The sequence below is a fragment of the Bradyrhizobium sp. 26S5 genome (genome assembly GCF_036923295.1).
Lineage (GTDB): Bacteria > Pseudomonadota > Alphaproteobacteria > Rhizobiales > Xanthobacteraceae > Bradyrhizobium > Bradyrhizobium septentrionale.
The window spans coordinates 2,350,916-2,370,486 of sequence record NZ_CP145948.1 but is presented as its reverse complement, the minus strand read 5'-3'; the positions used below and the strand labels follow the sequence as shown (position 1 = coordinate 2,370,486).

The following is a 19,571-nucleotide window of genomic DNA, read 5'->3' as shown; positions in this document are numbered from 1 at the left end:
CCTGCCCCTGCCCCAAGGCGGGACGGCCTTTTTCCAGTTCGCACGGCGGGGAATCCGCGTAGGATTTGTGGAAATGGCGGCCGATCGGCCGCCCAAAAAACAGACAGATGGCGGAGGCGCAGATGGCGATTTTGGGTCTCGGATATGCCGGCTTCGGCTCCAACGCGCTCGACGACTGGCGGCAATTCGGCACCGGCCTGGTCGGGCTGCAGGCAATCGAGCGCGGCAATTCGCTGCTCGCGTTCCGGATGGACGACCGCAAGCAACGCATTGTGATCGACCGCGCGCAGGGCGAAGGCACCAGGTTCTTCGGCTGGGAGGTGGCGGACGCCGCAACGCTCGACGCGCTGGCGGCGCGGCTCGAGCATGCCGGCGTTGCCGTGACCGCCGAGCCGCAGGCGCTCGCCGATGCCAGGCGGGTGCGCGGCCTGATCTCGTTCCAGGACCCGGCCGGCAACCGGCTCGAAGCGTTCCACGGCCCGGAGATCGACGACACGCCGTTCAAGCCGGGGCGCTCGATCTCCGGCTTCCGCACCGGCGCGCTCGGCCTCGGCCACGCGGTGCTGACCGTCGAGAACATCGCGCCGGTCATGAGCTTCTATGTCGACGTGCTCGGCTTCGCCCTGAGCGACTACATCGAAAAACCGTTCCGCGCGTATTTCTTCCACGTCAATGCTCGCCACCACTCGCTCGCGCTGATCGAGACCGGGACGAACGGCATGCACCATCTGATGGTCGAGCTGTTCTCGCTCGACGATGTCGGCCAGGCCTACGACGTCGCGATGAAGGAAGACCGCGTCAACGTCACGCTCGGCCGTCACACCAACGATTTGATGACGTCGTTCTACGCCAAGTCGCCGTCGGCCTTCATGGTCGAGTGCGGCTGGGGCGGCCGCGAGATCGACCCAGCAAACTGGACGCCGTTCGAGATGGTTGATGGTCCGAGCTTGTGGGGCCACGAGCGCGTCTGGCTGTCAGCCGAGGACCGCGCCGTTGCGCGCGAGATGCGCATGCGCGCCGCCGCCGAGGGCAAGCGCGCACCGGTGCAGGTGCTGGAAGGCAATTTCAAGCTGATGTCGGGGACCTGCCCGTGGTGGGACGGAGTGAAGGCGGAGAGTTAAGGCTCGCCGTCGTCCCGGCCTAGTGCGCAATTGCGCACGGGGGCCGGGACCCATAACCACAGAATGCAGTTGTCTGGTGAGATGTCCGCCAGCGTACCTCTTCCCTCGGCCGCGGCGTATGGGTCCCGGCCTTCGCCGGGACGACAGCGGTGGCCGCGGCAGGCAGCCTCTTACCCCAAATGCTTCCTGAAAAACTCCGTCGCCCGGCCCCAGGCCAGTTCTGCACACTGCCGGTCGTGCACCGACAAACGCTGCTCGTTGCCGAAACCGTGCTCGGCGTCATAGCGGAACAGCTCCAGCGATTTGCCGGCGGCCTTCATCGCTTTCTCAAAACCATCGACCAGCGCCGGCGTGCACCAGTCGTCCTTGGTCGCAAAGTGCCCCTGCAGCGGAATCTTGACGTCCGCCGGCTTGGCCGCCTGCTCCGGCGGAATGCCGTAGAACACCACACCGGCCGTCAGCTCCGGGATCTTGGTGGCGCCGATGATGGTCACCGCGCCGCCGAGGCAGAAGCCGGTCAGGCCGACCTTGGTGCCGCTCTTGGCAAGGTATTGCGCGGCGCCGCGCACGGTCTGCGTGGTGGCATCCATGAAGTCGAGCGAGTTCATCTCTTTGCCGGCCGCGTCGGTGTCGTGATACGGCACCACCTTGCCCTTGTAGAGATCGGGCGCCAGCGCATCGAAGCCGGCCAGCGCGAAGCGGTCGCACATGCCCTTGATCTGGTCCTGAAGGCCCCACCATTCCTGGATCACGACGACGCCCGGCGCGTTGCCGCGCGCGGCATTGGCGAGATAGCCCGACGCTTCCTTGCCGTCCGGACGCTTGAAGCTGACGCTGGTACCCATGAGTTCCTCCGCAATGTTTGCCGGCTGATTGACCGGCATCTTGTCCGCACTCGGTGACGGACGCAATCGCCCTGCGGCGGGCTCGCGCACTCGTCATCTCCGCGCATTGGCGCCGCGTGCGTCCCGCACAACAAAAAAGCCCCCGAAGGGGCTTCTTCAAACTCGCTGCCGTAGCCGCGATCAGTGGGCGTCGGCCCAGACCTTGCGCTTGGTGAAGTACATCAGGATCGCGAACACGATCAGGAAGAAGAACACCTGCATGCCGATCCGCTTGCGCTCCTCCATGTGCGGCTCGGCGGCCCACATCAGGAACGTGGTGACGTCGTGCGCATACTGCTTCACCGTCGCCGGCGAACCGTCATCGAAGGTCACCTGACCGTCGGACAGCGGCTTCGGCATCTTGATCGAGTGGCCCGGGAAATACTTGTTGTAGTACGAGCCTTCCGGGATCGTGACGCCGGCCGGGGCCTTGTCCTCGAAGCCCTGCAGGATGGCATCGACGTAGTCGGGGCCCTGCTCCTGGTACTGGCTGAAGAAGTCGATCACGAACTGCGGGAAGCCGCGCTTGTAGGACCGCGCCTTGGTGATCAGCGAGAGATCGGGCGGCGCCGCGCCGCCATTGGCCACGCGAGCGGCCTGCTCGTTCGGGAACGGCGACGGGAAGTAATCCGCCGGGCGGCCCGGACGTTCGAACATCTCGCCCTGATCGTTCGGGCCGTCCTTGATCTTGTACTCCGACGCGAACGCCGCCGCCTGCGCCACCGAATAGCCGGGGCCGCCGGCATCGGCGAGGTTGCGGAACGCGACATAGGACAGGCCGTGGCAGGCCGAGCAGACTTCCTTGTAGACCTTGAGGCCACGCTGCAGCGAGCCGCGGTCATACTTGCCGAAAGGGCCGGAGAACGACCAGCTCTGTGCCGGCGGCGCATTGCCACCCTCCTCGGCCCTGGCGTTCTGGGTGCTGCCGGCGAACAGGCCGCCAGCCACCACCAGCGCGAGCATCACGGAGGCTGCGGTCACGACCCTGCCCTTGCTCTTTGCCAGCACGTCGTCGGCGATCGAGTTCGGCACCGGACGCGGCGTCTCGATGCGGGAGAGCAGCGGCAGCACGATCAGGAAGTAGGCGAAGTAGCAAACCGTCAGGATGCGGCCGGCGATCACATAGATGCCTTCCGGCGGCTGCGAACCGAGATAGCCGAGCAGGATGCAGACCACCACGAAGATCCAGAAGAACTGCTTGGCCAGCGGACGATACTTCGACGAACGGGTCCGCGCGTTGTCGAGCCAGGGCAGGAACGCCAGGATGACGATCGCACCGAACATTGCCACCACGCCGGCGAGCTTGTTCGGGATCGAACGCAGGATCGCGTAGAACGGCAGGTAGTACCATTCAGGCACGATGTGCGCCGGGGTCACGCCGGGGTTCGCCGGAATGTAGTTGTCGGCGTCGCCGAGATAGTTCGGCATGTAGAAGATGAACCAGGCGAAGAAGATCAGGAAGCAGGACACGCCGAACGCGTCCTTGATCGTCGCATAGGGCGTGAACGGGACGGTGTCCTTCTCGGTCTTGGCCTCGACGCCGGCCGGGTTGTTCTGGCCCGCGACGTGCAACGCCCAGACGTGCAGCACGACCACGCCGGCGATCACGAACGGCAGCAGATAGTGCAGCGAGAAGAAGCGGTTCAGCGTCGGGTTGCCGACCGAATAGCCGCCCCACAGCAGGGTCACGATGCTCTCGCCGAAATAGGGCACGGCCGAGAACAAATTGGTGATGACGGTGGCGCCCCAGAAGCTCATCTGGCCCCACGGCAGCACGTAGCCCATGAAGCCGGTCGCCATCATCAAGAGGTAGATGATGACGCCGAGGATCCACAGCACCTCGCGCGGCTCCTTGTACGACCCGTAATAGAGACCGCGGAACATGTGGATGTAGACCGCGAAGAAGAACATCGACGCGCCGCAGGCATGCATGTTGCGCAGCAGCCAGCCGTAGTTGACGTCGCGGACGATCAGTTCAACCGATTTGAAGGCGAGGTCGGCGTGCGGCGTGTAGTGCATCGCCAGGATCACGCCGGTCAGGATCTGCAGACCCAGCATCAGCGAAAGGATGGCGCCGAAGGTCCACCAGTAGTTCAGGTTGCGCGGCGTCGGGTAGGCCACGAAGGAAGAGTGGACCAGGCCGAAGATCGGAAGGCGCCGTTCGATCCACTTCAAGGCGGGGTTGCTCGGTTGAAAATCAGATGGTCCGCTCATTGATGCGATCCTGAAGAAGAAAAACGACGCGATGGGTCCAAGGGGAAGCCGAAGTCCCGGAGGGTCCGGGACTTAGCCGATCTGGATTTTGGTGTCGGAAAGGAAGGCGTAGGGCGGCACCGCCAGGTTGGCGGGCGCCGGCCCCTGACGGATACGACCGGAGGAGTCGTACTGCGAGCCGTGGCAGGGGCAGAAGAAGCCATCGTAATTGCCCTCATGGGCGATCGGGATACAGCCGAGATGGGTGCAGATGCCGATCACAACCAGCCACTGGTCGTGGCCAGCCTTGACGCGGGCCGAGTCGGGCTGCGGATCGGGCAGGCTCGAGAGCGGCACGCTCTGGGCCTCCTGAATCTGCTTCTTGGTGCGGTGGCTGATGTAGATCGGCTTGCCGCGCCAGAACACCTTGATGTCCTGGCCCTCGGCGATCGGCGCCAGGTCGACCTGGATCGGCGCGCCGGCCGCGATCGTCGCGGCATCCGGGTTCATCTGGGCAACCATCGGCCACACGGTGGCGGCTGCGCCGACCACGGCGGCAGCTCCGGTTGCAACGAAGAGAAAATCACGGCGTGTCGGATGGTCCGCCGAAGACGCTGTCGTCACGATTCCTAGCCCTTTCTTTTCTGCAGCCGGTGGAACCGCCCCAAAGACGCGGAACGCGTCCCGAGAAAGGCTGCCGGCGCCCGCGGCCCCCGCGGCGGCAGAAAACCGCTATTCCCCACCCCAAATGGCGGAACAGCAGTCCAGAATCGTTCTATTGGCACCCTTGCCGGACGAGCGCAAGCCCGCTATCGGCTCGCAAACGTGCAATGCACGAAATCCGCGCCGGGCGATGTTTTATTGAGACAATTTCATCCGGTTTTCACAGGTCGTCAGCACCATGCAGATCGCGCTGTTCCAGCCCGACATTCCCCAGAACACGGGAACGATTCTGCGCCTCTGCGCCTGCCTGGACGTGGCAGCCCATATCATCGAACCGGCGGGATTCGACGCCTCGGACCGGAATTTCCGCCGGGCGGGTATGGACTATCTCGACCATGTGCGGTTGAAGCGTCACGACTCATGGTCGAAATTCGAGGAATGGCGGGCCGAGGCCGCCTGCCGGCTGGTCCTGTTCACGACCAGGGCAGCGAAATCCTATATTGATTTCGAGTATACGGCCTCCGATGTCCTGCTGTTCGGGCGCGAGACGGCGGGGGTGACCGACGCGGTGGTGGCCGCCGCGGACGCGCGGCTGGTGATTCCGATCAAGCCGACCCTGCGCTCGCTCAATGTGGCCGTCACGGCGGCCATGGCCCTCGGCGAGGCGCTGCGGCAGACCGGTTTTGTCACTGCCGGTTCGGTAACTTAAGGGATTTTTGGTGAGCTACGCGGTCAAGGAGATATTTCTCACCCTGCAGGGCGAAGGCGCCCATGCAGGCCGCGCCTCCGTGTTCTGCCGCTTCGCCGGCTGCAACCTCTGGAGCGGCCGCGAACAGGACCGCGCCGGCGCCGTCTGCCAATTCTGCGACACCGATTTCGTCGGTACCGACGGCACGCTCGGCGGCCGCTATGCCGACGCGGCCGAGCTCGCCGGCGCCATCGCCGCGCAATGGACCGCCGGCGCGGCCGACCGCTACGTGGTGCTGACCGGCGGCGAGCCGCTGCTGCAGGTCGACACCGCCCTGATCGAGGCCCTGCACGGGCACGGCTTTGCGATCGCGATCGAGACCAACGGCACCATCGCCCCGCCCGACGGGCTCGACTGGATCTGCGTCAGCCCGAAGGCCGCGGCCGAGCTCGTGGTGCGCAGGGGGCACGAGCTCAAGCTGGTCTATCCGCAGGTGGAGAACGCACCGGAGGATTTTGCCGGGCTCGCCTTCGAGCGCTTCTCGCTGCAGCCGATGGACGGCCCCGACGTGATCGCGAATACCGAGCGGGCGATCGACTACTGCCTGAAGCACCCGCAATGGCGCCTCAGCGTGCAGACGCACAAGACGCTCGGTATCAGATAACTACTCTGGCAGAACTGGATTGTTGAACGAGATGTGGGAATTGACGAAAGCGTTTCGGTTCGAGGCTGCGCATGCGCTTTCCGGAACGACGTTTGGTGTAAACAGCGAGGAGATTCACGGTCACTCCTTCCGCGCCGAAGTCACGGTGCGCGGCACGCCCGACCCGAAAACCGGGATGGTGATCGATCTCGGCCTGCTGGAGCGCGCCATGGCCGAGGTGCAGAAAACGCTCGACCACAAGTTCCTGAACAAGATCGAGGCCATCGGCGTGCCGACGCTGGAGAATCTCTCGCGCTTCATCTGGGAGCGGCTGCAACACACCGGCAAGCTGACGCGCGTCGCCGTCCATCGCGACAGCTGCAACGAGAGCTGCACCTATTTCGGACCGCAGGGATAGTCATGCTGCCCACAGACCCCGCCATCATCGAGGATCGCAAGGCGCGTGCGCGCGGCTGGTTCGAGGCGCTGCGCAACGACATCTGCGCGTCCTTCGAGACGCTCGAGGACGATGCCCCCGCAGCGCTCTATCCCGGCGACGCCGGCCGGTTCGTGCGCACCCCCTGGGACCGCACCGACCACACCGGCAATCCCGGCGGCGGAGGCGTGATGTCGATCATGAAGGGCCGACTGTTCGAGAAGGTCGGCGTGCACTGCTCGACCGTGCATGGTGAGTTCGCCCCCGAATTCCGCGCGCAGATTCCCGGTGCCGCCGATGATCCCAGGTTTTGGGCTTCGGGCATTTCGCTGATCGCACATTTGCGCAATCCGAACGTGCCCGCGGTGCATATGAACACCCGCTTCGTCGTCACCACCAAGGCCTGGTTCGGCGGCGGCGCCGATTTGACGCCGGTGCTGAACCGGCGGCGCACCCAGGAGGACCCCGACACGGTCGCCTTCCATACCGCGATGAAAGAGGCGTGCAGCGGGCCGAACGGCGTCGCCGACTACGACAAGTACAAGAAATGGTGCGACGACTATTTCTATCTGCCACACCGCAAGGAAGCCCGCGGCATCGGCGGCATCTTCTACGACTGGCACGACAGCGGCGACTGGGATGCCGACCTCGCCTTCACCCAGGACGTCGGGCGCAGCTTCCTGAAAATCTATCCCGACCTGGTGCGGCGTAATTTCGCGGCCGCCTGGAGCGCCGAGGATCGCGATGAGCAGCTGATCCGCCGCGGACGCTATGTCGAGTTCAACCTGCTCTACGATCGCGGCACCATCTTCGGCCTGAAGACCGGCGGCAATGTGGATTCGATCCTGTCGTCGCTGCCGCCGGAGGTGAAATGGCCGTGACCAAACTGCCGCGTGCAATGCTGATCGACATGGATGACACCATCCTGTCGGCCTATGGCCGCCCCGAGATCGCCTGGAACACGATCACCGCCGAATTCGCCGAGGAGCTGGCTCCCCTGCCCTCGGACATGGTCGCGACCGCGCTGTTGGCCTATGCACGGCAATTCTGGTCGACCGCCGAGCCGATCTGGCGGATCAAGCTCGGCGAGGCGCGGCGGCTGACCGTGAAGGGCGGCTTCGCGGCGCTCGCGGCGGCCGGCCACCGCGCGCTGCCGGACGATCTCGCGGACCGCATCGCAGATCGTTTCACCGCCTATCGCGAAGAGGAGATGTTCGTCTTCCCCGGCGCGCATGAGGCGATCGATGCGTTCAAGGCGCTCGGCATCAAGCTCGCGCTGGTCACCAACGGCGCCGCCGAGATGCAACGCGCCAAGGTCGAGCGCTTCGCGCTGGGCCATCGCTTCGATCACATCCAGATCGAGGGCGAGCACGGCTTCGGCAAACCAGAGGAGCGCGCCTATCTGCACGCGATGGAAGCGCTCGGCGTCAGCGCACCTGACACCTGGATGATCGGCGACAATCTCGAGTGGGAAGTCGTGGCGCCACAGCGGCTTGGCATCTATGCGATCTGGATGGACGTGCATGGTGTCGGACTGCCGCCGGGATCGACAATCAAGCCCGACCGCATCATCCGTTCGCTGACCGAACTGATTCCTGCAGCGCGCTAATAGCCGCAACGGCTGTTTTCACAGCAAATCCACAGCACCGAGCGTCGGCCGTGATTTGACTGTCATCACAGGTCGCTAGCCTGCCGTCCGCGTCATCAAGCGCGGAGGGAGAATCATGGAACTGAAGCCAGGCGATGTCGTCATGCTGAAATCCGGCGGCCATCCGATCACGGTCGTTGAAGTCGACGAGGACAAGGTCGAGTGCCTGTGGATGGGCACGGACGGCGATTTGTTTCGCGAAACCTTGCCGCTCGTCGCGCTCGAATCGACCGAAATCGATCCGGAAGATGACGAGGAAGACGACGACGAAGAAGAGGATGACGAGGAAGAAGAAGAGGACGACGACAAGGAGCACGGCAGCCGCAAGAAGCGCACGGCTGCGTAAGAAGAGGCTGCATAAGTTTTCTCAGGCGATGCTGCCCGGCGAGTCGCCGGCAGCATCGCCTCCGCGTCCCGTCAGAATGCGCGCAACGCGGTGACGATCATGACCGCGCCGCCGACGATCACGGCGGCATCGAGGATCGCGGTGTGGATATGCACCGGCATCCGCTCGACAAAGGCCTTGGCCAGGAACGCGCCGGGAATGGCGATCGGGCCGATCAAGAGCGCAAGGGCCAGCACCTGCGCGGTGATGACCCCGGCGAGACCGAACACCGAAATCTTGACCGCGGCACTCGTGAGCGAAATCACCGCATCGGTTGCGACCACCGCAGCGCCTTCGAGCCCCGCCGCCATCAACAGCGAGAGCAGGATGACGCCGGAGCCCGCGGTGCCGCCGACCAGCACGCCATAGCCGACAGCGCCTGCCGCGAGCCCGCGTTCACCGATCCTGACGCTGCGCTTGCGCAACAGCCGCCTGAGCGGCACGCTCAGGATCAGCATGCTTCCGATCACCAGCGAGGCGCCGGCGCTGGTCAGCCGCGTGTAGCCGTAGGCGCCGAGCGCGGTGGAGAGCAGCGCCGCCGCGATCACGATGATCGCCTTGCGGCGGTCGGCAAACCTGACAAAGGCGATGAAGCGGCTGGAATTGGTGAAGATCGACGAGATCGCGATGATCGGCACGACCGGCTCGGCGCCGACCATCGGCACCAGCACCAGCGGCATCAAGGCGCCGGTGCCATAGCCGGCAAGGCCGCCGATCACGGACGCAAACAGGGCAACGCCGACGACGAGACAAATTTGAAGGAGCGAGATGTCGGAGAAGCCGGAGAGAAAACTCACAGCCGATGGTCGCGGGTGAAACGGGAAACGGTCTGGTCGGCGATGCCAGACAACACCTGCGGATCGAGCGGAAAATCCGCGGCAAGCCAAGCATCCTCGGCCAGGGTCAGGACATGCCCCAACGCCGGTCCCTCGGCAATCCCGCGCGCGATGAAATCCGACGCCCTCAAGGGAAAGTGAGGCGCGCGCCAGCGTTGCGGCAGCGTGGCGAGTGCGCGCCACTGATCGACATCACGGTTCGCGCCGGTTCGCGCCCAGGCCAGCAGCAGCCGGTCGCGATAGGGCTCCTCATCGAGCCGGTAGAGCCTGCGCTTGGCACGAGCCTCGTCCATGCCGGGCAAGCGCCACCAGCGATGGCCCATCGAGTCGAGCGCCTTGGCCTCGGCATTGGAGAGCCGCAGCCGGCTCGCGATGCGCCGCGCATCCTCGGTCACGGCAACCGTCAACGCGGCGAGCCGGCGCGTCGCGCTCGCCTTAAGCTCCATCAGCCTCTCGATCTCGATCATCGCCGCGAACGGTCCGGTATAGGCGACGCCGCCGAACAACGGCAGCAGCAGTCCGCCCTCCCCCATCGCGACCACCGCGCCCGCGGCGCCGTTCGCGACCACGAGTTTAAGCATCTCCATGCGGATCCGCTCGGCCGACAGGCCGGCAAGTCCGGCGCGTCCGGAGATGCAAGCGAGATAGCCGGCGCGATCGACCTCGCCTGCGGCGTAGGCGGCGTGGAAACGGAAGAAGCGCAGGATGCGCAAATAATCCTCGGCAATCCGCTGCGCCGGATCGCCGATGAAGCGCACCCGCCGCGCCGCGATATCGGCGAGGCCGCCGACGTGATCATGCACGATGCCGTCGGCATCGACCGACAGGCCGTTGATGGTGAAGTCGCGCCGCTCGGCGTCGCGCACCCAGTCGCGCCCGAACGCGACCTTGGCCTTGCGGCCATAGGTCTCGGTGTCCTCGCGCAGCGTCGTCACCTCGATGGGCTGGCTGTCGACGACCAGGGTTACGGTGCCGTGTTCGATGCCGGTCGGCACGCTCTTGATGCCCGCGCGCCTGGCGCGCCGTACCACCTCGTCCGGCAATGCCGTCGTCGCGATGTCGATGTCGGCGAGCGGAATTTTCATCAGCGCGTTGCGCACCGCGCCGCCGATCGCCCGCGCTTCCTCGCCATCGGCATTGAGCAGGCCGAGCACCCGTGCCGCTGGCCCCTCAGTGAGCCATGGCGCGTCGGACAACAGGCGCACCTCGCTCATCTCTCAACTCCCGGCACCAGCCTGCCGTCCTCGATATGGGCGGGAACGTAGGTCGAGTTCGGCGGCGCGCCGGTCAGTTCGGCGAGCAGCACGAAGCTCACGATGACCAGCACCAGCGCCACCAGCGTCAGCTTCGCGAGCATGTCGAGCGGCCATGACGCCGGCAGCGTCACGCCGGACCGCGTCGCGATGAGGAAGATGGCATAGACCGCGAAAGGAACAAGAAAGATTCCGATCTCGGTCAACACCGTGCGGATCATGACAGATAGATCCGCTCATACAGCACACGCAGGATGCCCGCGGTCGCGCCCCAGATGTAGCGCTCGGCGAACGGCATCGCATAATAGTGCCGGTCGATGCCGCGGAATTCCTTGACGTGGATCTGATGATTCTCGGGATTCATCAGGAAAGCGAGCGGCACTTCGAACGCATCGACGACCTCGGCTTCATTGATCTCAAGTGTGAATCCCGGCTTCACCTTGGCGACCGTCGGCAGGATACGGAAGCCGAATGCGGTGCCATAGAGGTCGAGATAGCCGACCGGGTCGATGAATTCCCGCTTCAGCCCGACTTCTTCGCAGGCCTCGCGCAATGCGGCATCGAGCGGCGAGGCATCGGTGGCGTCGATCTTGCCGCCGGGGAACGAGATCTGACCGGCGTGGCTCGACAGATTGGGCGAACGCTGCGTCAAGAGCACGGTCGGCTCGGGATGATCGACCACCGGGATCAGCACCGCGGCCGGCCGCACCGGCTGCTCCTGCGCCACGATCTCCAGCATGCGATCGTTGCCGGAGTCTCCGGTGCGCGGAATGATATGCGGATCGACCAGCCCTGGCGGCACTTCGAAATCGAGCCGCGTGCGGGCCCGCGCGAAGAATTCCGTCGAACTGATCGTCGCCGGCCTCACCTTCAGCAACGGCTCGTTCAAAGTGCGTCCCTCACCTGGCTGGCGTCGGCCATCGCGAAGAACTCGCCGCCGGACTCGATGCCGAACATCTCCTGACCATCGACCATCCGCGCCTCGCCCATGTCAACCAGATCGTAGTAGAGCGCGCGGGTGACCTTGGCCCACAGGTCGGCGCGGACATGCAGATAGGGCGTCAATCCGCCGTCCTCGGCGGCCTCGAATCTGAGACCGTGGCCCTTCTCGCAATCGACCCAATCGTCGACATTGGTGCGGAACCTGAGCAAGCGGCCGCGCGCGTCTTCGTCGGTCTGCATTTCCACGGCAAGGAACGGCGCGTCATCGACGCGAATGCCGACCTTCTCCACCGGTGTCACGAGAAAGTGCTTGCCGTCCTCGCGCTTCAGGATGGTGGAGAACAGCCGCACCAGCGCGGGACGCCCGATCGGTGTTCCCATGTAGAACCAGGTGCCGTCGGGCGCGATTCGCATGTCGAGATCGCCGCAGAATGGCGGATTCCAGAGGTGAACCGGCGGCAGGCCCTTGCGTCCGGCCGGCCCTGATGTCGCAGCTCGATTGGCGGCGGTGGTCAGCCCTTCGAGGCCCTTGCTCCCTAGGCCCGTAGTTTCACTGCCGGATTCGCTCTGCCCTTGCTTCGCCATTGTTTACCTTAAAGCTTCCGACCCTCAATCTGGCACATTTGGTGCACGTATCCTGAGATGTGGTCGGGGTGTCTTTCTCGCCACATCGTGATGCCGTTCATACCCTGAAATACCGATAAGGTGGGGATAGTTTAATTCAACGAATACATGGCTTTCGCGCAGGTTTAGCATGAGGGCCAAGAGCTGACGACAGATGACGACGCGGGAATCACCGGGATCGTCGAGAAGGAGCGGACCGAATGGCTGGTGCAGACAGCGTCGAGAAAATGGAGGATGTGATCGTCCGCTCGGCCGAGCAGGTCGTGGGCCAGATCAAGGCCGCCAAGGAAGCGGTCTCCACTGTCATTTTCGGCCAGGACCAGGTGATCGAAAACACTTTGGTGACGATCCTGTCCGGCGGCCACGCGCTGTTGATCGGCGTGCCCGGCCTCGCCAAGACCAAGCTGGTCGAAACGCTCGGCGTCACGCTCGGGCTCGACGCCAAGCGCATCCAGTTCACACCCGATCTGATGCCGTCGGACATTCTCGGCGCCGAAGTGCTCGACGAGAGCTCGGCCGGCAAGCGCTCGTTCCGCTTCATCTCGGGTCCGGTGTTCGCGCAGCTCTTGATGGCCGACGAGATCAACCGCGCCAGCCCGCGCACCCAGTCGGCGCTGCTGCAAGCCATGCAGGAGCAGCACATCACCATTGCCGGCGCGCGGCATGACCTGCCGAAGCCGTTCCACGTGCTCGCGACGCAGAACCCGCTCGAGCAGGAAGGCACCTACCCGCTGCCCGAGGCGCAGCTCGACCGCTTCCTGATGGAAATCGACGTCGACTATCCCGATCGCGACGCCGAGCGGCGCATCCTGTTCGAAACCACCGGTGCCGAAGAGACGCTTGCCAAGGCGTCGATGGACGCAGAGACGCTGATCACCGCGCAACGGCTGGTGCGGCGGCTGCCGGTCGGCGATTCCGTGGTCGAGGCGATCCTGACGCTGGTGCGCGCCGCGCGTCCCGGCCCCGAGGGTGGCGAGGCCGGCAAGCTGATCGCCTGGGGACCGGGTCCCCGCGCCAGCCAGTCGCTGATGCTCGCGGTCCGCGCCCGCGCGCTGCTCGACGGAAGGCTGGCGCCGTCGATCGACGACGTGCTCGATCTCGCCGAGCCCGTGCTCAAGCACCGCATGGCGCTGACCTTCTCGGCACGCGCCGAGGGCCGCACCATTCCCGACGTGATCAAGCAACTGAAAACCCGGATCGGTTGATGGCGGCTGACAACAGGCACCAGAACGAGGAGCTCCTTGCGGTTCGACGTGCAGATGGCGAAAGCCGAACGCTCGCCGCATCGCTGCCGCGCCTGATGCTTGAGGCTCGCCGAATCGCTGCCAACGTCATCCATGGCATGCATGGTCGCCGTCGCGCCGGCACCGGCGAGAGCTTCTGGCAATATCGCCGCTTCGTGTCGGGCGAACCGTCGCAGCGCGTCGACTGGCGCCGCTCGGGACGCGACGACCATCTCTATGTCCGCGAGCAGGAGTGGGAGGCCGCGCACACCGTGTGGATATGGCCCGATCGCTCGCCGTCGATGGCCTTTGCCTCACGCGAGGCGCGCGACTCTAAGCTCGAGCGCGGACTGATCGTTGCCTTTGCGCTGGCCGAGCTGCTGGTTGCCGGCGGCGAGCGCGTCGGCGTTCCCGGCCTGATGAACCCGACCGGCAGCCGCGCCGTGATCGACAAGATGGCGCAGGCGATGCTGCATGACGAGGCGACGCGCGCCAGCCTGCCGCCCTCCTTCGTGCCGTCGTCGCTCGCCGAGATCGTGGTGCTGTCGGACTTCTGGTCGCCAATGGCCGAGATCACGACCATGCTGGCCGGGCTCGCCTCGTCGGGCGCGCACGGCACCATGATCCAGGTCGTCGATCCGGCCGAGGAGACTTTCCCCTATTCCGGCCGCGTCGAGTTCGTCGAGCCGGAGGCCGGCAGCGTCATCACCGCCGGCCGCGCCGAAAGCTGGGCCACCGATTACGTCGCCCGCGTCGCGTTGCATCGCGACCAGATCCGCGCCGAGACCAACCGGCTCGACTGGCTGTTCTCGACCCACACCACCAGCCGCTCCGCGGCCGAGCTGCTGCTGTACCTGCATGCCGGCATGATGGTGAGCAAGGGCGGCGGCCGCTCAACAGTCAAGGCGGGACGCAGCGCATGATCGCAGGCCTCCCGCTCTCCTTTGCCGAACCGCTGCTGCTGCTGGGGCTGGTCAGCCTGCCGGTGCTGTGGTGGCTGTTGCGCGTGATGCCGCCGCGGCCGCGGCGCATCGAATTCCCGCCGACGCGGTTGTTGTTCGACATTGCGCCCAAGGAAGAGACGCCGGCGCGCACGCCGTGGTGGCTGACGCTGCTGCGGCTCGCTGCCGCCGCGCTCGTCATCCTTGCCGCCGCCGGCCCGATCTGGAATCCGCAGACCGGCGTCGCCGCGGGCAAATTCCCGCTGGTGATCCTGCTCGACGACGGCTGGAGCGCGGCCTCGAGCTGGGATGCGCGGGTCAAGGCCGCGGACGAATTGATCGCCGATGCCGACAGCGACCGCCGCGGCGTCGCGCTGGTGCCGCTGTCCGAGCCCACGCGTGACATCACGCTGATGCCGGCCGGCACCGCGCGCGTCGCGTTGCGCCAGCTCGCGCCAAAACCCTACTCGATCGATCGCGTTGAAACCCTGACCTCGCTTGGACGTTTCCTCAAATCGACCGGCGACTGCGACATCGCCTGGCTGTCCGACGGCGTCGACACCGGCCGCGGCAGCGAGTTCACCGAAGGTCTCGGCAAGGTGATCGAGAGCCGCAATCTGACGATCTATTCGGGCGGCGCGCAGTCCGCGCAGGCGCTGGTCGCGGCCGAGAACGCCGCCGCCAAGATGACCGTGAAAGTGTTGCGCACCGAAAGCGGCCTCGCGGCCGGCACGGTGCGCGCGGTCGATGCCAAGGGCTCGCCGATCGGCGAGGCCCGCTACACGTTCGGCCCGCAGGAGCGCGAGACCGAAGCCGCCTTCGATCTTCCGGTCGAACTGCGCAACGACATCTCGCGGCTCGAAATCTCCGGCGAGCATTCGGCCGGCGCCGTGCAACTGCTCGACCGGCGCTGGCGCCGCCGCGCCATCGGTGTGGTCTCGGGTGCGAGCAACGACACCGCGCAGCCGCTCTTGGCATCGACCTTCTATCTGTCCCGCGCGCTGTCGCCGTTCGCCGATGTCCGGCTCGGCGATCGCGGCGCGCCGCAGCAGGTGATCGGGCAATTTCTCGACCAGCGGCTGCCGATGATCGTGATGGCCGATGTCGGCACGCTGTCGCCGGAGATCCGCGATCGGCTCAACGCCTGGATCGAGCAGGGTGGCGTGCTGGTGCGCTTCGCCGGCCCGCGCCTCGCGCAGGCCGACGACGACCTCGTTCCGGTCAAGCTGCGCCGCGGCGGCCGCACGCTCGGCGGCAGCCTGACCTGGGAGAAGCCGCAGCACATGGCCTCGTTCGCCGCCGACGGTCCGTTCGCAAGCCTCACCGTGCCAAAGGACATCACCGTCAGCCGCCAGGTGCTGGCCGAGCCCGACGCCGTGCTCGCGACCAAGAGCTGGGCATCTCTTGAAGACGGCACCCCGCTCGTCACCGGCGAGCATCGCGGCAAGGGCGTGGTCAGCCTGTTCCATGTCGGCGCCGACATGCGCTGGTCGGACCTGCCGATGTCCGGCACCTTCGTCGAGATGCTGCGCCGGCTGATCGACATGTCCGGCTACACCTCGAAGCCCGGCCCCGGCGTTGCCAGCGATCCCAACGCCGAGACGGTCGCGCCGCTGCGCACGCTCGACGGCTTCGGCGCCTTCGGCCCGCCGCCTGCGACCGCCAAGCCGATGTCGGCGGACTATCGCGACCGCGGCACCGCGGATCATCCGCCCGGGTTCTACGGCACCGCCGAGAGCCCGATCGCGGTCAACACGCTTGCCTCCGCCGACCGCATCGCGCCGCTCGACACTTCCGGCCTGCGCGCCAAGCATGCGAGCTTCACCAACACCGAACCGCGTGACCTGCGCGGCATCATGCTGTCGACGGCGCTGGCGCTGTTCCTGCTCGATGCGATCGTGGTCGCGATGCTCGGTGGCGGCCTCGCCGCGCTGATCCGGCGGCGCGCTGCGCCGGCCGTGCTCGCCTTCGCCTTCATCCTCCTGACGTTCGCGCCGTCATCGACACGCGCCGAAAGCAACGACGATTTCGCCATCAAGTCGGTGTCGCAGACGCGGCTGGCCTATGTCGTCACCGGCAATGCCGACGTCGATTCCATCGTCAAGGCCGGGATGTCCGGTCTGACGCTGTTCCTCGGGCAGCGCACTGCGCTCGAAGCCGGCGATCCCGTCGGCATCGACCCTGCGCGCGACGAGCTGGCGTTCTTCCCGCTGATCTACTGGCCGATCGTGCCGGGCGCGCCGAAGCCGCCGCAGGACGCCATCAACAAGATCGACGCCTACATGAAGCAGGGCGGCACCGTGATTTTCGACACCCGCGACGCCGTCGAGGCGCCGCCGGGCGACAATGGCGCCTCGCAGACGCCGGGCATGCAGACGCTGCGCGAATTGCTGTCGACCCTCGACGTGCCCGAGCTCGAGCCGGTGCCGCGCGAGCACGTGCTGACCAAGACGTTCTATCTGCTGCGCGACTTCCCCGGCCGCTTCAACTCCGGCCAGACCTGGGTCGAGACGTTGCCGCGCGAGGACGACGAGGAGACCGCACAGCGCCCGGCGCGCGGCGGCGACGGCGTCTCGCCGATCATCATCACGTCGAACGACCTTGCCGGCGCCTGGGCGATCCGCCCCGACGGCCAGCCAATGCTGCCGCTGACACCCGGCGAGCCGCGGCAGCGCGAATTCGCCTTCCGCGCCGGCGTCAACATCGTGATGTACACCCTGACCGGCAACTACAAGGCCGACCAGGTGCACGCGCCTGCTTTGATCGAGCGGCTGGGACAATGAGCATGAATATGGCGTCCGCCAGTGTTGCGCCCATTCTCTCCGTCATGGCCGGGCTTGGCCCGGCCATCCACGTCTTGACGCCCGGCACCAAAGACGTGGATGCCCGGCACAAGGCCGGGTATGACGACACGGATAGGTCTGCACCATGAACTACGGTATCGCGTTCACACCGCTGGTTCCTTCGCTCGTGCTGTGGATCGGGCTCGGCGCGATCGTCGTCATCGCCGCGCTGTTGTTGCTGTCGCGCGCGCGCGGCGCCGCGGTGCGCGTCGCCGCGCTGGCGCTGATCCTGCTCGCGCTGGCCAACCCCTCCTTCACCCGCGAGGACCGCGAGCCGTTGTCCTCGGTCGCCGCCGTCGTGGTCGACAAGAGCCCGAGCCAGAACTTTGGCACGCGCAACCAGGAGACCGACAAGGCGCGGCAGGCGCTGGTCGACAGCTTGAAGCAGGTCAAGGGCCTCGAGGTCCGCGTCGTCGAGGCCGGCCAGGCCGACGGCGAAACCGACGGCACAAAGCTGTTCGGCGCGCTGACATCGGCACTGTCGGACGTTCCGGTCGAGCGCGTCGCCGGCGCGTTCATGATCACCGACGGCCGGGTGCACGACATTCCCGCCAACGCCCAGGCGCTCGGCTTCCAGGCGCCGCTGCATGCGTTGATCACCGGCCGCAAGGACGAGCGCGACCGCCGCATCGCGATCACCGCCGCGCCGCGCTTCGGCATTGTCGGCCAGACCCAGACCATCACCTACCGGCTCGACGACCAGGGCGTCACCGGCGAGCGCGCCAAGGTCACGATCCGCCGCGACGGCGAGGTGATCAACGAGCGCATGCTGAGCAGCGGCCAGACCTCCAGCGTCGACATCGACATCAAGCATGCCGGGCCCAACATCGTCGAGATCGAGGCCTCGCCGCTCGAGAACGAGCTGACCCCGGTCAACAACCGCGCCGTGGTCGCGATCGACGGCGTGCGCGACAAGCTGCGCGTGCTGCTGGTGTCGGGCGAGCCGCATGCCGGCGAGCGCACCTGGCGCAACCTGTTGAAGTCAGACCCCAGCGTCGATCTGGTGCACTTCACCATCCTGCGTCCGCCGGAGAAGCAGGACGGCACGCCGATCAACGAGCTGTCGTTGATCGCGTTTCCGACCCGCGAGCTGTTCCAGCAGAAGATCAACGAATTCCAGCTGATCATCTTCGATCGCTACGCCCGCCAGGGCGTGCTGCCGATCGCCTATTTCGACAACATTGCGCGCTACGTCCGCTCCGGCGGCGCGGTGCTGGTCTCCGCCGGTCCCGACTACGCCTCGACCACCAGCATCTGGCGCACGCCGCTGGATTCGGTGCTGCCGGCCGAGCCGGTCGGCGTCACCGAGAAGCCGTTCTACGCGCATTTGAGCGACGCCGGGAAGCGCCACCCGGTGACGCGCGGACTGGAGGGCTCGAATGCCGAGCCGCCGCATTGGAGCCGGTTCTTCCGCACCGTCGATACCCGCAACGCGATCAACCCGCCGGTCATGACCGGCGCCGACGGCAAGCCGCTGCTGCTGCTGTCGCGCTTCGGCGAAGGCCGCGTCGCGCTCTTGCTCTCCGACCACATCTGGCTCTGGGCGCGCGGCTATGAAGGCGGCGGCCCGCATCTCGATTTGTTGCGGCGGGTGTCGCACTGGCTGATGAAGCAGCCCGACCTCGACGAAGAGGCGCTGCGCATGCAGGTGCAGGGCAAGGACCTGATCGTGGTGCGGCAGACCATGGCCGATACCGTCGCGCCTGTTACCGTGACGTCGCCGAGCGGCACCACGCGCGAACTGACGCTCGCCGCCGGCGATCCCGGCGAGTGGCGCGCCACGCTGCCCGCGAGCGAGCTCGGCCTGTGGCAGGCCACCGACGGCACGCTGAAGGCGCTGATCAATGTCGGCCCGACCAATCCGAAGGAATTCTCGGAGGTCACCTCGACCACCGACACGCTGAAGCCGCTGGCGCAGGCAACCGGCGGCGACGCGCGGCGCATCGTCGACGGATCGAGCCTCGACATGCCGCGCATCGTGCCGATACGCGCCTCCTCGATCTTCCGCGGCGACGGCTGGCTCGGCGTCAAGATGCGCGACGCCAGCGTCGTGAAGGGCGTCGGCGTGCTGCCGATGTTCGCCGGCCTGGTCGGCCTGCTGCTGCTGCTCGGCGCATTCGCGGCAACCTGGCTGCGCGAGGGACGCTGAGCCTGGTGGCTCGGCGCTCCGTTGCTTCAAACACACACCGGCAACGGATCGACACAGTTCGCCCCAACTGTGGTTGACACCGCGATTGCCGTCCGATGT

19 protein-coding genes are annotated in these 19,571 nt (G+C 66.2%); 11 read left to right on the top strand and 8 right to left on the bottom strand.

The features are described from left to right. Window positions 1-122 precede the first annotated feature (122 nt). Window positions 123-1,121: a VOC family protein gene (locus V5279_RS11095; RefSeq protein ID WP_338697254.1), complete on the top strand. Its 999-nt coding sequence runs from the start codon at window positions 123-125 to the stop codon at window positions 1,119-1,121. 170 nt (window positions 1,122-1,291) lie between these two features. Here V5279_RS11095 and V5279_RS11090 read toward each other — a convergent pair whose 3' ends face one another. From V5279_RS11090 to petA, 3 genes are all read right to left on the bottom strand, one after another. Further along, window positions 1,292-1,966: a dienelactone hydrolase family protein gene (locus V5279_RS11090; protein ID WP_166298722.1), complete on the bottom strand. Its 675-nt coding sequence runs from the start codon at window positions 1,964-1,966 to the stop codon at window positions 1,292-1,294. A 180-nt stretch (window positions 1,967-2,146) separates the two neighbouring features. Then, on the bottom strand, window positions 2,147-4,219 hold the full coding sequence (locus tag V5279_RS11085) for a cytochrome c1 (RefSeq protein WP_338697251.1): 2,073 nt from the start codon (window positions 4,217-4,219) through the stop codon (window positions 2,147-2,149). 72 nt (window positions 4,220-4,291) lie between these two features. Beyond that, window positions 4,292-4,822: a ubiquinol-cytochrome c reductase iron-sulfur subunit gene (gene petA / locus V5279_RS11080; protein ID WP_029083716.1), complete on the bottom strand. Its 531-nt coding sequence runs from the start codon at window positions 4,820-4,822 to the stop codon at window positions 4,292-4,294. Window positions 4,823-5,099: 277 nt separating this feature from the next. Here petA and V5279_RS11075 point away from each other — a divergent pair, with 277 nt between their 5' ends. From V5279_RS11075 to V5279_RS11050, 6 genes are all read left to right on the top strand, one after another. Continuing rightward, the gene (locus V5279_RS11075) at window positions 5,100-5,570 is read left to right on the top strand and encodes a tRNA (cytidine(34)-2'-O)-methyltransferase (protein ID WP_338697249.1); all 471 of its coding nucleotides are present in this window, start codon (window positions 5,100-5,102) and stop codon (window positions 5,568-5,570) included. 10 nt (window positions 5,571-5,580) lie between these two features. Then, window positions 5,581-6,213, top strand: a complete 633-nt coding sequence (gene queE / locus V5279_RS11070; protein WP_338697247.1) for a 7-carboxy-7-deazaguanine synthase — start codon at window positions 5,581-5,583, stop codon at window positions 6,211-6,213. A 31-nt stretch (window positions 6,214-6,244) separates the two neighbouring features. Beyond that, entirely contained in the window at window positions 6,245-6,610 is a 366-nt protein-coding gene (locus tag V5279_RS11065) for a 6-pyruvoyl trahydropterin synthase family protein (RefSeq protein WP_166216830.1), read from the top strand. A gap of 2 nt (window positions 6,611-6,612) precedes the next feature. Beyond that, window positions 6,613-7,509: an oxygen-dependent coproporphyrinogen oxidase gene (gene hemF, locus V5279_RS11060; protein WP_338697241.1), complete on the top strand. Its 897-nt coding sequence runs from the start codon at window positions 6,613-6,615 to the stop codon at window positions 7,507-7,509. After that, entirely contained in the window at window positions 7,500-8,237 is a 738-nt protein-coding gene (locus V5279_RS11055) for an HAD family hydrolase (RefSeq protein ID WP_338697239.1), read from the top strand. The genes hemF and V5279_RS11055 overlap by 10 nt, the downstream gene beginning before the upstream one ends. A 142-nt stretch (window positions 8,238-8,379) precedes the next feature. After that, window positions 8,380-8,622 (top strand): DUF2158 domain-containing protein, encoded by a 243-nt coding sequence (locus tag V5279_RS11050; protein WP_414645916.1) that lies wholly within the window; start codon window positions 8,380-8,382, stop codon window positions 8,620-8,622. Between the two features lie 71 nt (window positions 8,623-8,693). On the opposite strand, the gene V5279_RS11045 is transcribed toward V5279_RS11050, so the two are convergent. Genes V5279_RS11045 through V5279_RS11025 form a run of 5 tightly spaced genes read right to left on the bottom strand, consistent with a single transcriptional unit; the run spans window position 8,694 to window position 12,277 of the window. Continuing rightward, complete coding sequence (locus V5279_RS11045; protein ID WP_338697235.1) at window positions 8,694-9,458, bottom strand: sulfite exporter TauE/SafE family protein; 765 nt, start codon at window positions 9,456-9,458, stop codon at window positions 8,694-8,696. Next, window positions 9,455-10,711: a CCA tRNA nucleotidyltransferase gene (locus V5279_RS11040; protein WP_338697233.1), complete on the bottom strand. Its 1,257-nt coding sequence runs from the start codon at window positions 10,709-10,711 to the stop codon at window positions 9,455-9,457. Before V5279_RS11040 ends, V5279_RS11045 begins: the two co-directional genes overlap by 4 nt. Next, complete coding sequence (locus V5279_RS11035; RefSeq protein WP_338697231.1) at window positions 10,708-10,971, bottom strand: DUF6111 family protein; 264 nt, start codon at window positions 10,969-10,971, stop codon at window positions 10,708-10,710. Before V5279_RS11035 ends, V5279_RS11040 begins: the two co-directional genes overlap by 4 nt. Beyond that, window positions 10,968-11,603: a CoA pyrophosphatase gene (locus V5279_RS11030; protein ID WP_371261233.1), complete on the bottom strand. Its 636-nt coding sequence runs from the start codon at window positions 11,601-11,603 to the stop codon at window positions 10,968-10,970. The genes V5279_RS11035 and V5279_RS11030 overlap by 4 nt, the downstream gene beginning before the upstream one ends. Before the next feature lie 32 nt (window positions 11,604-11,635). Then, window positions 11,636-12,277: a DUF1285 domain-containing protein gene (locus tag V5279_RS11025; RefSeq protein WP_338697229.1), complete on the bottom strand. Its 642-nt coding sequence runs from the start codon at window positions 12,275-12,277 to the stop codon at window positions 11,636-11,638. A 239-nt stretch (window positions 12,278-12,516) separates the two neighbouring features. Here V5279_RS11025 and V5279_RS11020 point away from each other — a divergent pair, with 239 nt between their 5' ends. The 4 genes from V5279_RS11020 to V5279_RS11005 all read left to right on the top strand — a co-directional run bounded on the left by V5279_RS11020 (window position 12,517) and on the right by V5279_RS11005 (window position 19,472). Beyond that, window positions 12,517-13,521, top strand: a complete 1,005-nt coding sequence (locus tag V5279_RS11020; RefSeq protein ID WP_166298731.1) for an AAA family ATPase — start codon at window positions 12,517-12,519, stop codon at window positions 13,519-13,521. Further along, complete coding sequence (locus V5279_RS11015; protein WP_338697227.1) at window positions 13,521-14,462, top strand: DUF58 domain-containing protein; 942 nt, start codon at window positions 13,521-13,523, stop codon at window positions 14,460-14,462. Before V5279_RS11020 ends, V5279_RS11015 begins: the two co-directional genes overlap by 1 nt. Next, on the top strand, window positions 14,462-17,263 hold the full coding sequence (locus V5279_RS11010) for a DUF4159 domain-containing protein (protein ID WP_166307351.1): 2,802 nt from the start codon (window positions 14,462-14,464) through the stop codon (window positions 17,261-17,263). Before V5279_RS11015 ends, V5279_RS11010 begins: the two co-directional genes overlap by 1 nt. Window positions 17,264-17,408: 145 nt before the next feature. Next, window positions 17,409-19,472 carry a hypothetical protein gene (locus V5279_RS11005; protein ID WP_338697226.1) on the top strand — a complete coding sequence of 688 codons (2,064 nt, stop codon included), beginning with the start codon at window positions 17,409-17,411 and terminating at the stop codon, window positions 19,470-19,472. Window positions 19,473-19,571 lie beyond the last annotated feature (99 nt).

Bases quoted from the DNA above. Each gene is read 5' to 3' on its own strand.
- V5279_RS11095 (WP_338697254.1), top strand. From the start codon at position 123: ATGGCGATTTTGGGTCTCGGATATGCCGGCTTCGGCTCCAACGCGCTC.
- V5279_RS11090 (WP_166298722.1), bottom strand. From the start codon at position 1,966: ATGGGTACCAGCGTCAGCTTCAAGCGTCCGGACGGCAAGGAAGCGTCG.
- V5279_RS11085 (WP_338697251.1), bottom strand. From the start codon at position 4,219: ATGAGCGGACCATCTGATTTTCAACCGAGCAACCCCGCCTTGAAGTGG.
- V5279_RS11075 (WP_338697249.1), top strand. From the start codon at position 5,100: ATGCAGATCGCGCTGTTCCAGCCCGACATTCCCCAGAACACGGGAACG.
- V5279_RS11065 (WP_166216830.1), top strand. From the start codon at position 6,245: ATGTGGGAATTGACGAAAGCGTTTCGGTTCGAGGCTGCGCATGCGCTT.
- hemF (WP_338697241.1), top strand. From the start codon at position 6,613: ATGCTGCCCACAGACCCCGCCATCATCGAGGATCGCAAGGCGCGTGCG.
- V5279_RS11055 (WP_338697239.1), top strand. From the start codon at position 7,500: ATGGCCGTGACCAAACTGCCGCGTGCAATGCTGATCGACATGGATGAC.
- V5279_RS11050 (WP_414645916.1), top strand. From the start codon at position 8,380: ATGCTGAAATCCGGCGGCCATCCGATCACGGTCGTTGAAGTCGACGAG.
- V5279_RS11040 (WP_338697233.1), bottom strand. From the start codon at position 10,711: ATGAGCGAGGTGCGCCTGTTGTCCGACGCGCCATGGCTCACTGAGGGG.
- V5279_RS11035 (WP_338697231.1), bottom strand. From the start codon at position 10,971: ATGATCCGCACGGTGTTGACCGAGATCGGAATCTTTCTTGTTCCTTTC.
- V5279_RS11025 (WP_338697229.1), bottom strand. From the start codon at position 12,277: ATGGCGAAGCAAGGGCAGAGCGAATCCGGCAGTGAAACTACGGGCCTA.
- V5279_RS11020 (WP_166298731.1), top strand. From the start codon at position 12,517: ATGGCTGGTGCAGACAGCGTCGAGAAAATGGAGGATGTGATCGTCCGC.
- V5279_RS11015 (WP_338697227.1), top strand. From the start codon at position 13,521: ATGGCGGCTGACAACAGGCACCAGAACGAGGAGCTCCTTGCGGTTCGA.
- V5279_RS11005 (WP_338697226.1), top strand. From the start codon at position 17,409: ATGAACTACGGTATCGCGTTCACACCGCTGGTTCCTTCGCTCGTGCTG.